This window comes from Mucilaginibacter sp., assembly GCF_028288185.1.
Classification (GTDB): domain Bacteria; phylum Bacteroidota; class Bacteroidia; order Sphingobacteriales; family Sphingobacteriaceae; genus Mucilaginibacter.
The window spans coordinates 1-15,739 of sequence record NZ_JAQBOF010000037.1 but is presented as its reverse complement, the minus strand read 5'-3'; the positions used below and the strand labels follow the sequence as shown (position 1 = coordinate 15,739).

Below are 15,739 nucleotides of genomic sequence, written 5' to 3'. Positions count from 1 at the left end.
GGTTTTACGCTGCCAACCACCTTAAACACTGTAAGTAGGTGTACCACGCGCGAGTGTCTCTCCGTGATACACTTTGGTACACCTGTTTTTTCAATTTGCTGATAATAAAATGGTTAATTCTTTAAATCCGGTTTCATGATACAGTTTGGTACACTTTTTATGACTTTTAAGTAAGTTTTGGAACACTTGTTTACTGACAATATGGTGTCACCAAAAGGTATTAGATTTTAGTTATATACACCTCCAAAGGAGTGCTACGGACCTTGGTTGTATGGCTTATACGCTTGCCAATTGCCGACGTTTGTACACCCGCACCCACCATTTGCACACATTTTTATGGACACTCATCATGCCGATAACAGCAGCAACCCGCCGGTTAAAAAACTTAACTTAAATGTGGTGACAAAGTAGCGCCACCATTATTTACAACGACGTTGCCGTACTTTGTAATGGCCGATGAAAGAGGGTAATTGCAAGGGCGTTTCCCCTCTTTCATCGGGGCCGTGCTATCCGCTTATACGGCTGCAGGCATTAGGCGCGGCGCCTGCACTGAGGCCCACGAAGTGGCCGGTATCCGCTGCTGTCACTAACGCGGGATGAGGCTACCATTTTTCCGATGTCGGTAAAATGATCAATGCACATTGTTTGCTGTTGAATTATATTATAAATTAATTTAGATAAGATCATAGATGTATTAGGCGGCTCATCGGTATACTCGACATTTTCAAACTCATGCCAGGTAGGGTCGGTTTCGAAATTCCAATCTATGAAACGCAGGTTAGGCAACTTCCATTCGTCATGATAAAACCAAGTATCATAAACCAGTTTTGATTTAATGAGATTTTCTAATTCTGATACCTCAATCCTATTGGGATTTGCAAAGACTACAGAATCGTAATTTTTATAATTTCCACCATCGCGATAGAGGTATGAAAATTTAATATTAGCCATTTACTAAGATAGCTTAGTAAATGTTGGCTGTCAATCGGATATAAGTGAACTTATCCTATAGCTAACTTTCCACTTTCTTTCCAAATATAGGCTGGCATAGGTTCATTCAACTCCCATTCTATATTCATAGGTCTTGCTCCACTAGAGTTAATAAATTTGGCCTCGCCTAAAAATACATACGACATTGTAAATCCATATTCATCGTCGTTTTGCTCTCTAACAAAAAGCAAAATTTTCTTATTTGTCGCTTGTTGTCTTATGTATGAAACACCTTTGGACGATTCAGGAGTAGTGGCATTTTGAGATTGCCAATGAAACAAGGATTCATTGATAGCATAATCATCATAGAGGGTGGTTGGCGAATACTCTTTCTCTGATTTTTTTAATGTGACAAATAATGCTTCTGTGTTTAAGTCTTTATTTAATGCCACTCCTTCTCTATTTGACGATGACTTTTCAAATTGATGTAGTTCAAGCGCTACTAAAATTTGATCGCGATTATATCTGCTATGAACTTTAAGGGGGAATGGATAGTCAAATTCTATTCTTTTTTCGACGAAGTCTATTTTGTTTATTAAGTATTGAATTACTTCTTGAAGTTCCAAAACTAAAATAGGGTTTTTTGCTATTTGCCTTATACTTTCTTTAATTGACTTAAACCCAGCTTTTGGCCCGTCCTTTTGCCAAATGTCATAGTGAAGCATTAGTAGCATTCGTTCTTCATTGTCATTTAAACCAACAATGTTAAAATCGTTATCAATTAACTGTTTAATAAAACTTAAATAGCTAATAGAATTACACTGCAATAATCTTTTTATTCCTCTTGTTATCTCATTTTCATTAGGTTCATAAAAATCTTCTATTACCCCTGCTTCTGCGCAAAGTCTTTTCCAACTCCCTTTTTTATAAATTAGTTGTATATCAATATTTTGAAACACAATAAAATTTTGAAGATTTAAAGCAAGCATTGATTGGTGCTTAAAGTTTAGAATTTTGGCTAATAATTGCCGTCTGTTAAACCCGATGGCTTCTCTAATATTTTTTAGAATTACTTCTTTAGCTTTCTTTTCCAATACAATTGAACACCCTAATGGTAAGTGTGGAAAATCATCTTCAATTTCCTTAATTATTGATGTGTGTGTTTTGCCAACTAAAGCTCTAAATTTATGTTCAAAGTCATACTCTGGTCTAGCATTTCCTACAAAATCTAAAACAGTTAAACAATCTTTATTTGGAGCCAACCTTAATCCTCTTCCTAGTTGTTGGAGAAAAATTGTTAAACTTTCAGTTGGTCTGAGAAACAGCACTGTATCAATTTCTGGAATGTCTACACCCTCATTAAAAATGTCTCTTACAAAAAGATAATTAATTTCTTTATTTCTAAGGCGCTCTCTTAACTCTGTCCTGTTCCCAGAGCTTTCACTAGTCAAATAAGCAGCCTTTAGCCCTGCTAAAGTAAACTTCTCCGCCATATAACGTGCATGCTCTTGACTAACACAAAAACCAAGGGCTATAACATCGTTTACATCTGTTAAATACTTTTCACAATTGGTTAAAATATCACTAACGCGTCTATCGTCTTCGGTATATAGCTTCGTTAATTCATTGATTTCATACTTGCCGTTTTTCCATGATAGTTTGGATAAATCAACATTGTCTGATAAAGCAAAATATTGAAATGGAGATAATAGCTTTCTATTTAACGCTTCAGGCAATCTAATTTCTGCTGCAATTACATGGCAAAAGTCTTTTAAGATATCATCGCCATCATTACGTTCAGGTGTTGCTGTTAAGCCTAACAATACTTTTGGTTTAAACTTTTCAAGTACAGGCCGATAACTCGATGCAGCAATATGGTGCACCTCATCAATTATGATAAAGTCAAAAAAATCTTCGGATAGTGTTAACCTATCAATGCGATTAGCAAGTGTCTGTATTGATGCAAAAACAAACTCATAATTTATGGGCTCAATGCCATCTACCCAAAGTTCGCCGAAATTTGCGTTCCTTAATACATGCTTAAACGTCTGTTGAGCTTGTTCTAATATTTCCTTTCTATGGGCTACAAACAATAGTCTTGCCCTTGGATTATTATCCTTAAAGTTTTTATAATCAAATGATGATATAACCGTTTTACCAGTACCTGTAGCTGCAACAATAAGATTTTTAAATCTGTTATGAATCACTCTTTCTGATTGCAATTTTTCTAATATTTCTTCTTGATAAGGGAATGGCTTTAAATCAAAAAAAGTTGTTATTCCTTGATTGTCGAATGACTTTTGTTGCCTTAAAGCTGTAGTCAGCTTTTGAATATCTTTACCAGGCTGATACAATTCAAAATCTTTATCTAACCAATAAGTATCAAATGTTTTCTTGAACTTATCTATAATATGACCAATCTCCTTTGAAGTTACCTTCAAATTCCATTCAAGACCATTTGTTAGCGCCGATCTTGAAATATTTGATGAACCAATATAGCCTGTATTGAATCCGCTATTTCTTATAAACAGATATGCCTTAGCATGTAGTCGTTCATGATCTGCATTATAAGAAACTTTTATTTCCGTGTTTTTTAAACCGGCTAAAAACTCAACAGCCTTTACATCTGTTGCTCCCATATAGGAGGTGGTTATAATCTTTAACTTGTTACCCGTATTCGTGAACTCTTCTAATTCTTCTTTAAATATTCTAATTCCCGAAAATTTAATAAAAGATACCAGCCAACAAATCTCATCGGAAGAAAGTATCTCTTTCTTAATTTCACTCTCTAGAGAAATTCCGACATTGTTACCCGTAAAAAGCTCGCTCTGACTTAATCTGGTATAAGGAGTTATTTCCTTAATTCGCGCATCTAAGTTTGGATATGGGGAATCTATTTTTGAAAATATAGCTTCGAGTATTTTCCCTTGACTTTCAATAAGATTATCTGATAGCCCAATTTTGGGGAGTTCTTCTATTAATAATTGAATTATCTTATTTGATAGTTCAATTTGTTTAATCGTCTTGTCCTCATCTTTGATTTCATTAAGCGCAAACTTTATTGTTTCAGATAAATACAAGCTTAAATAACGTGATGCTTCTTCCTTATCTAATAACGCACTCTTTACATAAAAAGCTCTATCATCAAGTAACTGAAGTTTATTGGAGATTAACTTAGTAATGAGTTGCTCATAGAGCCCCAATTCAAGTGATGACATTTAGGTGTTTTAAGTAATTGTTAATAATAGGTATATCAGCCTCTGCCCAATCCAAATCTAATAATTCATTTGTATTACGCCACTTAAACTTTGCATGTTCTTTTAATGATATTACGCCGCTAACCTGTTTGCAAATGAAAGGAATAAGGCAAATAGTTACAGATGGGTAAGTATGTTTATTAGATTCAAGGCTTTTAACAATTTCTATTTCAACATTTAGTTCTTCTTTTATTTCTCGAATCAAGCAACTCTCTGCAGACTCGTTCGGTTCAATTTTGCCGCCAGGCAATTCCCATTTTAAAGGCAAACTCATCTTTTTACTCCTTTGAGCGGTAAACAAACGATTGTGCTCATCAATAATTAAAGCGCAGGTTACATCGATCACTTATTAGATTTTAGTTTTCTAACTCTAAAAATACGTGTTTACAATTGATATTTAAACATTCATTAATTAGCAACTGTAAGTTGGTATGATAAAGATCGGCTATTATATCAATTCTTGCACCACACAAAGGGCAGGTTGTTGGCTGGTCTGTCATTAAATAAAACATCGAGCTAAAGTATTTAACATGGGTTATAATGGCAATCGGATATAAGTGAACTCCGAGGACTTAGATAATTAAAAAGAGCGCAAAGGCCCGTCAGCACACGCGGCCGGGAGTCTGGCCTATGAGGTGGCAGCGATTGGGCTGACTTGATGTTTGGTTACTTTGCATCTAAGGTAAAGTAACTAGGCCCAGCGGCCATGAGCGCTACGGCACGTTCAATTACGAAATTATACTTATTTGATTAGCAAGTGCAGAGATTGCTTCGTTCCTCGCAAAGACGTTGTGGTTAGTGAATAATCCGGACACCCACATCCCTTAAAAACATTCAATGGTCGCATAATTAGTGGGGGTGGTCTACTTTAATTTTTTGGTATCTTGCTTATCTGCATCTTGCAGTATATTAATAATTGCATCCGCATGAATAATACCCGCCGTTTACTTTTTGCCTTTTTGCTGCTGATGCTGGCCTGCCGGGTTAGTGCGCAGATCAGTATCAGCGGTAAAATTACCAATTCGAAAACCGGGCGGGACATCAACCGTGCGGGTGTGAGTATTAACGGTAGGGGAATTGGTACAGCCACCAATAACGCGGGCATGTTTGCGTTGATAATCCCCCCCGCTAACCATGCCGATACGTTAAAGATCTCGTGCATCGGCTATAAAACTAAACTGGTGCCATTAGCCGGATTAAAAGCGGGTAGCCAGCTTAACATCCTATTAGAGAAAAGCAATACCGAACTTAAGGAGGTCACCATAGCTTACTATGATGCTTTAAAGATCATCCAGAAAGCCATTACCCGCATACCGGTAAATTATATTAACCATCGCCATATTTTACGCGGGTTTTACCGCATGTACACGTATAACAGTGCTGTCCCGCTGCAACTGTCGGAAGCGGTTTTTGATGTTTATAATTTTGGCTATGGTGATAAGCACGCTGATATCTTCCGCCTGATAAAAGCGCGCAACGAAAAAAACGACCGCGATTTTACCTCGCTGGAGTTTGGGCAAAAGCCTAACTCTATTTTCGAGCAGGATATTATTAACCACCTATATGCCTGCGAGTTTTTAAACGATGCGGGGCTAGCCAAACATAAATTCGAGGTAAAGGGTATTGTTGATTTTAAAGGCTACCAGGCTTATCAAATTGATTTCAAAGAAAAACCAGGTTCGGGCGAGCGCACCTATCGGGGCCGTATGTATGTTGATGTCAAAACCTACGCATTTATCTATTTTGATTTTGGTTTAAGCCCTGCCGGGTTGAAGGATTTTAGCTCGGGCGTTTTTGCCGAACGCTCACTAATGCGCACTGGCAATGTAGATATTGGCTTACAGGCCGACAATGCCAAAGTAAGCTACCAGGAAGTCGGCAACAAATGGGTGCTATCAGGCGTTGAGGGCGATGACGCATTGGCTGTTAAAAGCGCCGACCAAAAGCATGACTATGTAGCTCACGTAAAATTTAACTACCAGATCACCGCTGTTGATACCACTCAGAAAGAATCGTTTAACTCGAAAATTGGCCGTAATGATAACATTAACGCCTATAAAAGTAATGGTGATGAAAAGTTCTGGAAAGATTATAATATCCTGCTATCTGATTATAACGCCGAGGATGTTTTTACGCAGTTAAAGGACATTAATAAAGCCAACAAGGCGAAGGGTAAGTAGGGGGGCGACCGTCTAAAAGTCGTCCGCTATTAATTATAAGATATTGTTAAACTAAACCGACCGATACCAATATTATGTACACCTAACAAATCTCTCAGTTGATCTTCTGCATCTTTATCAATTGCCCCTGTTGATATTAAAACCATATCTGGTTTAAACTTTTTGCATATCGTCAGCAACTGCTTTTTACCCCCATGTATTTTATACCCATACAAAAGTTGGTTATACTTTGATGGGTCATCATCAATCCACCCGATTGGTTTTAATTCGTGCCGGTGATTTTGCAAAATTTCTTTTATCAACAAATATCCACTATCGCCTGCACCATAAATTATTACCTTTTTCTCCGAACTTCTATTTCTATTAATTAATTCACTTAGTGATCTATAAAATAATCTTGAAAAAACTATGCCTGTAAAAGTCAGTAGGAAATCGAACATAAAAAAATACAGCGTGTAGGTGCTTGTTCTATCTTTGATATATAGTATTACAACTAATATGATTGTTGCTATGCTGATAAAAATAAAGTATCCCGCAACCTCTAAAACCTCCATGTAACGCCACATACGATAGTAGAGATTACTTAAATATAACACAGTAATTTTTACGCAGATAAAGGTGGCCAGTACAATATAATCATACTTTAAATTAACCTGGGTAGCTTTGTTAGCAAATAGAAAGGCACAGTAAATTATTAAAATATCAGTACAAAGACCAATCATTATTTTTTTATGGAGCAAGAAAAAGCGAAATGTGAAGTTATTATCTATTTTTAAACCTCGCTTTTCCAAATAGGACAACTTCTCTGGCGATTCGTTATACACCTTTACCTTAGAAAGCAGCAACGAAAACGCAACTGAAAAAATAATGAGCAAAAGCACACATAAAAACAAGCTGTTAATCTGTATGTGATACATAAACAAGCATAATATACCCCATATAGCGCTAATAATATACAAAGTGAGTACAGCTTTTTTTTCGCTTAACCCAAGAGCTACTAAACGATGCGAGGCATGATCCTTTCCACCTTGATCAATCCGCCGGCCGGCCGCAAGGCGTTTAATAGTAACCAATGTTGTATCCATAATAGGTATTGCCATTAAACTTATAGGAATTAATAACATTAACACAGGTGATGATGAGCCCATTTTGCCCTGCACCGCTATACTTAGGAAAGAAAGGGAGAAGCCAAGAAACAGGCTCCCAGAATCGCCCATGAATATTAAGGCAGGTTTAAAATTATAAAACAAAAATCCAATAGTTGACCCTGCAATAGCAAAAGCGAAACCAGCCAATGCATATTCGTTATTTAAAACAGCTAATGCGCCTGAAACTATCGCGACAATGGCCGAAATACCACCAGCCAGGCCGTCCATATTATCCAACAGATTTATAGCGTTAGTTATACCTATAACCCAAATAAATGTTAATGGAATTCCTGCCCACTCCAGCATTCCGCCGCCAAAAATGTAACCGTTATATATTAAAACAAAAGAGCAGGCTATTTGCGCCAATAGTTTAATAACAGGTTTTACTTCCCATACATCGTCTGCCCAACCTACTAAAAACATAACAAAGGCTGCGGCGTATATCATCCAATAATTTGTTTCTGATATACCTCCTATACTTAGCACAGTGCCGCTAAAAGCCACAAAAATCCCAATACCACCCATTAAAGCCGTAGGCTTTTTGTGCCAACGGTCACTACGCGGAAATACGACCCATCTTTTATATTTCGCTAACTTGATAACAAATGGCATAATTGCCACACAAGCCAATAGCGAAACACAGCCTGATAGAATTAACTTAAGCTGGAACGACATTTAGAGAGTGCTTATGGATTGACACATGATGTTTAAGCTCTAAAACTTTAGAAATACCTTCTTCAATAGTTAATAAATTCCGGTTTAAAACCCGCAGCATTTTTGAATTATCGGGCTGACGACGCGTCATATCCCCTTCTTTTAATGCTTCGAGATGAACTATTGCCGACGAAGAGCAGGTTATTGATATTACTTTTTTAGCGAGCTCAAAAACCGTCATTTCTTTTGAGTTACCAATATTGATAACCTCATTTATGTAAAGCGATTCTTCAAAAATTTTGGTAGTGGCTTCTATATTATCATCAATATAACAAAAGGTACGGGTTTGGCCTCCATCGCCAAAGATGGTGATATCCTGATTCTTTAATGCGGCGCTTAAAAATTTAGATACTACAAAATCATTACTTTGTTTAGGCCCATAAGTGTTGAAAAATCTAAAAATGGTAAACTCCAAACCAAACTCTTTATGATAAGATTTGAAAAAAGCCTCTCCAACGTTTTTTACAATGGCATACGGCAACCTTGAATTTAATGGAGTTGTGTGTTCATTTTGAGGAAATTCTACCGGCTCGCCATATACTTCTGACGAAGACGAATAAAATATACGTTTAACGCCTGTATTTTTTGAAAGCATTAATATGTTTTTAATGCCTTCAATATCTTCTAAAACAGAAATGGGATTATCTAACGTACGTGCTACACCTACCAGTGCTGCATAATGAAAAACGTAATCAAAATTAAAACGAAACATAACAGCTGATAAATCCGTATAACGATTTACATCACACTTAACAAATGTAAAGTTATCATATCCTTGAGGAAGATTATGGAGTGAACCTGTAATCAAGTTATCAGCGACAACAACCTGATATCCTTTCTGTACGAAATGGCAGGCAAGGGCACCGCCAACATTACCAGCGCCACCGGTGATCAATATTTTTATCATTATTAGGGTAAATCTATTACTAAATATAGTTATTTAATAAGAGGTTAAGTTAATAATTTAATTTAATAAATTATTATATAAATTTTCCGTTTCTTTAACTAAACGCTGATAAGAATAATTTTCAAATACAAATATTTGCCCGTTTATGGCCATCTTATTTCTAAGGCCCTTATCTTCAATAAGTTTTATTAGTTTGCTAACAAAACTCTCTGGCGTTTGGTCACATAAAAAACCGCTATACCCGTCTTTAACTACATCCTTTACTCCGCCTACATTTGTGCAAATCACAGCTTTTTGCGATGCCATTGCTTCTATAATGCTAACCGGTGTGCCTTCATTTAGTGATGTTAGTGCCGCAATATCCGATCCTGAATTTATTATATCGATATCTTTTCGCCAGGAGGTAAAAATAATATCTGCCTGATAGTTATTATTGTCGGCCCTACAAAAGCTAAGCCCTGATTCCTTAATCATATTTATTATTGGCTCCATCAATTCACCATCGCCAACGATAAACGCTTTAAATTTAAGGGTTGGTTTTTGTTGTTTAAGCATTTGTAATGCAGCTATAAATAAGTAATGATTCTTAATCGCCGTAAGCCTACCTGTAATAGTAATAACGATTTCTTCTTCTTGTATGTTATAAAAACTCCTGAATTCATGCCGCTTTTGATCTGTGTTTTGCGCAAACCTGTCCAAATCAAACCCCAATCTGATTACATGAACTTTATTCTCGGGTGCTATTTTGTATTTATTTACCAAGTCATTTTTTTGCTCATCACTTATTGCAATTATAGCACTACTTATGCTTGCAAGGTACCGTTCAATACCAAGAAAAATTTTCGTTTTAACAGGCGAAAAATAACCATCAAAAACATTTCCATGGTAGGTATGCAAAATGGCTCTGGGTCTTTTGGAGTTGTGATATGCTGCCAATCTGCCTAATACACCAGCTTTTGCAGCGTGAGTATGTACTATATCGGGCTGGTAATTTTTAATAGCAGACTGAATATATTTAAAGGCACGATAATCTTTAACCAGGTTTATGCTGCGATACATATCCGGCACATAATCATACCCTATATTCAAATCATTCAACACATATTCTGAACTGCCCTCGTAAGGCTCTTTATGCCCCGCCAATACTTTTGTTTGATAATTATTTTCAATATATCCAGACAAATAGGCTACATTTAAAGTTGGCCCGCCAACATTTAAACGGTTAAGTATTCTTAAAATTTTGGGCATAATTAATGAATGTTAGCTTTAAACCATTTTTGAAAGCAATAAAGTGTCCATAACTGACGGGAGTTATTCGCTTTATTTTCACAATGATCTGAGATTAGTTTTTTTATATAACTGATATTAAACAAGCCCGATTGTTTTAAGTGAACATCGGATAACGTTTCAAGCATATCATTTTTCAAGGGCCCTCTAAACCACTCTCCTACAGGTATCTCAAACCCGGATTTTGGCGAATTAAAAAACTTTTCGGGCAATAAATTTTCAAAAGTATCTTTCAATATCCTTTTTTTATTTCCTTTATGAATTAAATAATCATCCGGCAATTTATAAGTATATTCCATTAAACGATGATCTAAAAATGGCGACCTGCATTCTAAAGAACACAGCATGCTAGCCCTGTCTACTTTTACCAGCATATCGCCTTCTAATGATATTTGTTTATCTATATAACGCAACTGCTTTAATTCATCTACTTCCGGATCAATTGTTCCGAGATGATCTGCTAGTAGTTTTTTATAATCAGATATCTCGCCGGTAAATAACTGATCTAATTCGTCCTGCCTGAATCCTAATGCTAGTAGATTTAAGTGGCCAGATATTAAGTCTTCATTTAAAATTCCAACAACTTTCCGGGCTTTTGAAAATATTGATTTGGAATCGCCCCGACTTAAAAGGATATCTGCCAAGCTTTTTTTGGCCAGCAACGGTTTAATAAAATCCGGTATATACATATTTACCCTTCTTCGATAATGCGGCAGCATATATTTGTTATATCCCCCAAACACCTCATCGCCACCATCGCCTGTAAGGGCAACTTTAACATGTTGTGCCGTTTTTGATGAAATAAACCACGTTGGCAGGCATGATGAGTCTGCATAAGGTTCGTCATAGTTTAAAATAATTTTATCGGCAATGTCAAAAATGTCTTTATAATCAAGTATATATTCATGATGTTCGGAACCAATATGCGCTGCAACCTGCCTCGCCCTTGCTGATTCATCATAGCGCTTGTTTTCATATCCAACAGAAAACGTTTTCACCTTTTTGTCAGATATTTTGGCCATAATTGCAGCAATAATTGTTGAGTCAACTCCACCACTTAAAAACACACCTAATGGCACATCGGCTATCATTCGTTGTTCAACAGATTCAAAAAGTAATTTATGTATGTTCTTTTGAGCATCCACGTAAGAGATATTTGTTTCAACTTTATCATGTAGGTTTATATCCCAATATTGCCTATCCTCAACTGCCAAGGTAAGGGTGTTAATTTTCAAATAATGACCGGGTAAAAGCTTCTCAATGTTTTGATATATGGAATATGGGGCAGGGATATACGTTAACGAAAAAAAAAGAGCCAAAGCGTCTCGATCTACTTTTTTTAATTCCGGGAATAGAGAGACAATGCTTTTAAGCTCAGATGCCCATACAAACTTTTCATTATTATGGTAATAATAGAGGGGCTTTTCACCGAACCTGTCGCGAGCTATAAATATTAGTTCTTTTTTTTTATCATGAATGGAAAAAGCAAACATGCCATTCAATTTGCCAAGCATACTTTCTCCATATTTTTCATATAGTCTTAATATGACTTCGGTATCTGATTGGGTATCAAATTTACACCCTGCTAATTCCAGTTCGGCTTTAAGAATCTTATAATTGTAAATTTCTCCATTGAAAACAATGGCTATATCGTTATCATCATTATACATTGGCTGGTTGCCGGTTGAAAGATCAATAATAGATAATCTTCGCATTCCCATAGCAACTTGGCCGACATGATATATTCCATCATCATCCGGTCCCCGATGAATGATGCGATGATTCATTAATTGTAATTGTTCAACGATATCAAGGGTAGCTTCCTTGTATAATAGGCCGTTAATTCCGCACACTAAGTTTTAGATTTAATCAATTTTTTCTAAGGTAATAATACTGAAATATATTTTGTTATTTTACATTTATTGATAAAACACCAGAGCCATTTTTGATATGGGTGAAATTACTTCGCTTGATTATATTTTACTACCTTTTTACCTGTTTCTTATTTATAGAATCGCTTATTATTTCCGTAATAAATATTATCCCCAAGGCCATCCTTACAGATCATACTTAATTCCCGGACTTACAGCAAAAATTGCAGGGGCAATATTTATAGGTCTAATTTATAACTATTATTATGCCGGTGGTGACTCTTTAAACTTTTTTTACCATTCCAAGATTATTAATTCGACTTTCACTAAATCATTTGGGTCTTGGATTAGATTAATTACTCACCATGCAAATACTGATAATCTAATCGACGGACAAGCAGTAGCTGATATGTATTGGTATGATGATATTCCATCATATACAACTGCTTGTTTGGGCGCTTTCATAGGAATATTCTGTTTTACAAAATATTTAATTATTAACGTAATTATTTCATCTATAACCTTTATAGGGATTTGGTTAATGTTTTTAACATTTGCAACTCAATATGATAAATTGATTAAACCAATAGCTATAGCCATTCTTTTAATGCCTGGCCCAATAGTCTGGGGATCAGGCTTATTTAAAGATAGCTTCTGTATGTTTTCTGTAGGATGTTTAGTTTATTGCTTCCATACCTTATTTGAAAAACGGACAATTAAACTAGTTTTAATTCTACTCGTTTCTGTTTCCATTATACTTTTAATATTAATTAAAGCATATATACTCGTTGTTTTATTACCTGTGCTGCTATTAAAAACAATTTTGATTTATCAGAAAAAAGCCGCTTTACAACCTGAAAAGAAAATGGTTTTTTATATCATTTTAGCAGTATTTGCTTTTGCAGCATTTATTATCTTCAGGAAAATTGCTATTTATTTGTCTTCTTTCACTATGGATAACCTCTTATTAGAGGTTGTTAAACAAAAGGATTATTTATTAAGAGTTTCTATAGATCAGGATGGCGCCGCATATAATTTAGGAGATTTTGATCCAACTTTAGCAGGGATAATAAATAAAATACTACCGGCTATTAATGTAACGCTTTTTCGGCCGTATCCTTGGGAAGCCAAAAGCATTATTCAATTTTTTAACTCTATAGAATCTACAGGCGTATTACTGCTTACATTGTATTTAATTCTAAAAAGAAATATTTTTAATACAATTACAAATATTTATAAGGACCCAAATCTTATCATGTGTTTATTTTTTACCTTAATATTCGCTTTTTTTGTTGGGATATCCAGCTATAATTTTGGTTCTTTATCAAGGTACAAAATTCCTTGCACTCCGTTTTATATGCTGTTTTTGATGGTTCTGATATTTAACAAGGATGAAAAAAAACTACCAGAAAATTTTAGCGAACCGGATCCTCTTCTTTAATACCGCGTAATGCAAATACTATGCGTTTTATAAAATAGTTATTATTAATCAGGTAGTTATAAAGTTTAGGGTAGGTTTTTATCCGGCCTTTCTTCAGCTTCATATGGAAGCTGTCGCTGCTCTTAACGAGTGGTTGGTTACTTAATCTAAAAGTAAAATCATAATTGACCCATTGGCCTTTTTCTATAACCTGTAAAATTGTGTGATGTGCAATATTGTCATAACCGTATAAATCCACTAACCTGGTTTTATAGCCCAGTTTATTATCAAGTGTCGCCATAACAATTGCGCCTTCATCGCACCACAATGATTTATGTTTTTCTATTAAATATCGTGGAGAGAGATTAGGATGAACATATAAGGATTTTGGAGTACTGAAATTTTGAGTTGTCCAATTAAATACCTGTGAAGGGTTAGACAGATTATTTGACTTTAATAAATTATCATAATATAAACTATCGCTTTTAATATAACCTACAATTAACAATATAAATCCAACTACAATACAAATGATAGTTGCATATTTTAGTTTTCCTTTAGCCATATCAATTAATATAAAGCATGTTTAACAATCAAACGCCTTTAAATATTTGGCCAAATTAGCCTCGACCGAATAAAAATCAACTGCATTTTTTCTTGAATTGTTACCCATTGTTTTTCTTAAAGTTGAATCGGTAACCAGTAAATCCAATTTATCAATCCAGTCTTTTTCGTCATTCACTAAAAATCCATTATAGCCATTCTTAATAACCTTAAAATTGGGCCCAATTGCTGAAGCCACTATAGGAATACCGGCTGCCATATATTGAACCAGCTTACCACCGCTTTTACCATAAACCCATTCCTCATCCGGTAATGGGTGGATACCTATATCAAATTGCATTAAAGAATTTACTTCTGTATTTTCTGTCCATTCTATTAATTGGATATTTAATCCTTTAATGTAAAAACTCGTGTCACCCATAACCATTATTTTTATATTATGCTTACTTGAGATTTCTTTTAAAACATTATCCAGTAGATGCAAATATTTACTGGTTGTATGACTGCCGCTCCAGCCAATTACTACTACATCAGATTCCTTTTTATTATGATCAATATATTTATTCACATCAATCGTTGCAGGTATTACACTGATCTTGGTTGTTAATCCTTTCGCATACTCCAATAACTTGTCTGTACTAACTAATACATTATCGGCATATTTCATCAAAAAATTTACTTTAGAACCTGATTTGAAAATTCGCATAAATTTATTGTTAGGGCTTGAGGCTCCTTTGTATATTAAGTCATCTATATCATAAATGATTTTTTTTGAATGTTTACGCAACAACCACTCATATATTGGTAAACCGAACGGGGTGCCCCATAAATGAATATAAACAATATCGAATTTGTGAATTTTAAAAAGCAGGAGATAGCGCTTTCCATAAGCCAGAATAGTATACCAGGCTTTCAAAAACAAATAATTACGCTTATATACAATATTCCATAGCTTATCATCCATAAAAGGGGTTTGTGTTATTGTATAACCTTTTTGCTGAAAGGAAGCGTAATACTGTTCAAACTTTAGGCGCTGACTGGGAGCAGTATTGTACGGATAAGGGACGATAAAAAGAATTGAATTTTTCAAGCTATTTAACAGTATCCGGGACGCTATAAATTTGCTTATAGATTTTTTCCGCGATATCAAAATTACGATATTTATAGGCTAAAGCTCTAATTCTTTTTTTCAAAAGGTCCTTATCCTCTTTTAATAAATCATCTATCTTTACTATTGCCTGATTGTATTCTTTATCAGTTAAACTTTTCAATACATAACCGGCATTATTTTTCTCTATTATATCCGAATCATCAGAGATATTTGAAGTAATAACTATTGGTAAACCAAATGGAGTGCCCCATAAATGAATATAAACAATATCGTATTTGTAAATTTTAAAAAGCAGGAGATATCGCTTTACATAAGCCACAATAGTATACCAGGCTTTCAAAAATAAATAA

12 protein-coding genes are annotated in these 15,739 nt (G+C 35.1%); 2 read left to right on the top strand and 10 right to left on the bottom strand.

Annotated features, from left to right (window positions below; translation table 11 throughout):
* Positions 1-531: 531 nt before the first annotated feature.
* Genes JWQ34_RS16740 through JWQ34_RS16730 form a run of 3 tightly spaced genes read right to left on the bottom strand, consistent with a single transcriptional unit; the run spans position 532 to position 4,533 of the window.
* On the bottom strand, positions 532-951 hold the full coding sequence (locus tag JWQ34_RS16740) for a hypothetical protein (protein ID WP_299359170.1): 420 nt from the start codon (positions 949-951) through the stop codon (positions 532-534).
* Positions 952-1,001: 50 nt separating this feature from the next.
* Positions 1,002-4,148 (bottom strand): DEAD/DEAH box helicase, encoded by a 3,147-nt coding sequence (locus tag JWQ34_RS16735; RefSeq protein ID WP_299359169.1) that lies wholly within the window; start codon positions 4,146-4,148, stop codon positions 1,002-1,004.
* Positions 4,135-4,533: a (deoxy)nucleoside triphosphate pyrophosphohydrolase gene (locus tag JWQ34_RS16730; RefSeq protein ID WP_299359167.1), complete on the bottom strand. Its 399-nt coding sequence runs from the start codon at positions 4,531-4,533 to the stop codon at positions 4,135-4,137. The genes JWQ34_RS16735 and JWQ34_RS16730 overlap by 14 nt, the downstream gene beginning before the upstream one ends.
* Positions 4,534-5,113: 580 nt before the next feature.
* Here JWQ34_RS16730 and JWQ34_RS16725 point away from each other — a divergent pair.
* A complete protein-coding gene (locus tag JWQ34_RS16725) occupies positions 5,114-6,367 on the top strand; it encodes a carboxypeptidase-like regulatory domain-containing protein (protein ID WP_299359165.1) in 1,254 nt (417 codons plus the stop codon).
* 29 nt (positions 6,368-6,396) lie between these two features.
* Here JWQ34_RS16725 and JWQ34_RS16720 read toward each other — a convergent pair whose 3' ends face one another.
* Genes JWQ34_RS16720 through asnB form a run of 4 tightly spaced genes read right to left on the bottom strand, consistent with a single transcriptional unit; the run spans position 6,397 to position 12,276 of the window.
* Positions 6,397-8,190, bottom strand: coding sequence for a hypothetical protein (locus JWQ34_RS16720; protein WP_299359163.1), 1,794 nt, complete (start codon positions 8,188-8,190; stop codon positions 6,397-6,399).
* Positions 8,174-9,136, bottom strand: coding sequence for an NAD-dependent epimerase/dehydratase family protein (locus JWQ34_RS16715; protein WP_299359161.1), 963 nt, complete (start codon positions 9,134-9,136; stop codon positions 8,174-8,176). Before JWQ34_RS16715 ends, JWQ34_RS16720 begins: the two co-directional genes overlap by 17 nt.
* Before the next feature lie 57 nt (positions 9,137-9,193).
* Entirely contained in the window at positions 9,194-10,384 is a 1,191-nt protein-coding gene (locus JWQ34_RS16710; RefSeq protein WP_299359159.1) for a glycosyltransferase, read from the bottom strand.
* Between the two features lie 2 nt (positions 10,385-10,386).
* Positions 10,387-12,276 (bottom strand): asparagine synthase (glutamine-hydrolyzing), encoded by a 1,890-nt coding sequence (gene asnB / locus JWQ34_RS16705; protein ID WP_299359157.1) that lies wholly within the window; start codon positions 12,274-12,276, stop codon positions 10,387-10,389.
* 97 nt (positions 12,277-12,373) lie between these two features.
* Here asnB and JWQ34_RS16700 point away from each other — a divergent pair, with 97 nt between their 5' ends.
* The gene (locus JWQ34_RS16700; RefSeq protein WP_299359155.1) at positions 12,374-13,735 is read left to right on the top strand and encodes a hypothetical protein; all 1,362 of its coding nucleotides are present in this window, start codon (positions 12,374-12,376) and stop codon (positions 13,733-13,735) included.
* Here JWQ34_RS16700 and JWQ34_RS16695 read toward each other — a convergent pair.
* From JWQ34_RS16695 to JWQ34_RS16685, 3 genes are all read right to left on the bottom strand, one after another.
* A complete protein-coding gene (locus tag JWQ34_RS16695) occupies positions 13,710-14,279 on the bottom strand; it encodes a hypothetical protein (protein WP_299359153.1) in 570 nt (189 codons plus the stop codon). The two genes, JWQ34_RS16700 and JWQ34_RS16695, sit on opposite strands and share 26 nt — an antisense overlap.
* A gap of 21 nt (positions 14,280-14,300) precedes the next feature.
* The gene (locus JWQ34_RS16690) at positions 14,301-15,368 is read right to left on the bottom strand and encodes a glycosyltransferase (protein WP_299359151.1); all 1,068 of its coding nucleotides are present in this window, start codon (positions 15,366-15,368) and stop codon (positions 14,301-14,303) included.
* Between the two features lies 1 nt (position 15,369).
* Positions 15,370-15,739: hypothetical protein (locus tag JWQ34_RS16685; protein ID WP_299359149.1), on the bottom strand; the 370-nt coding region annotated here is incomplete at its 5' end.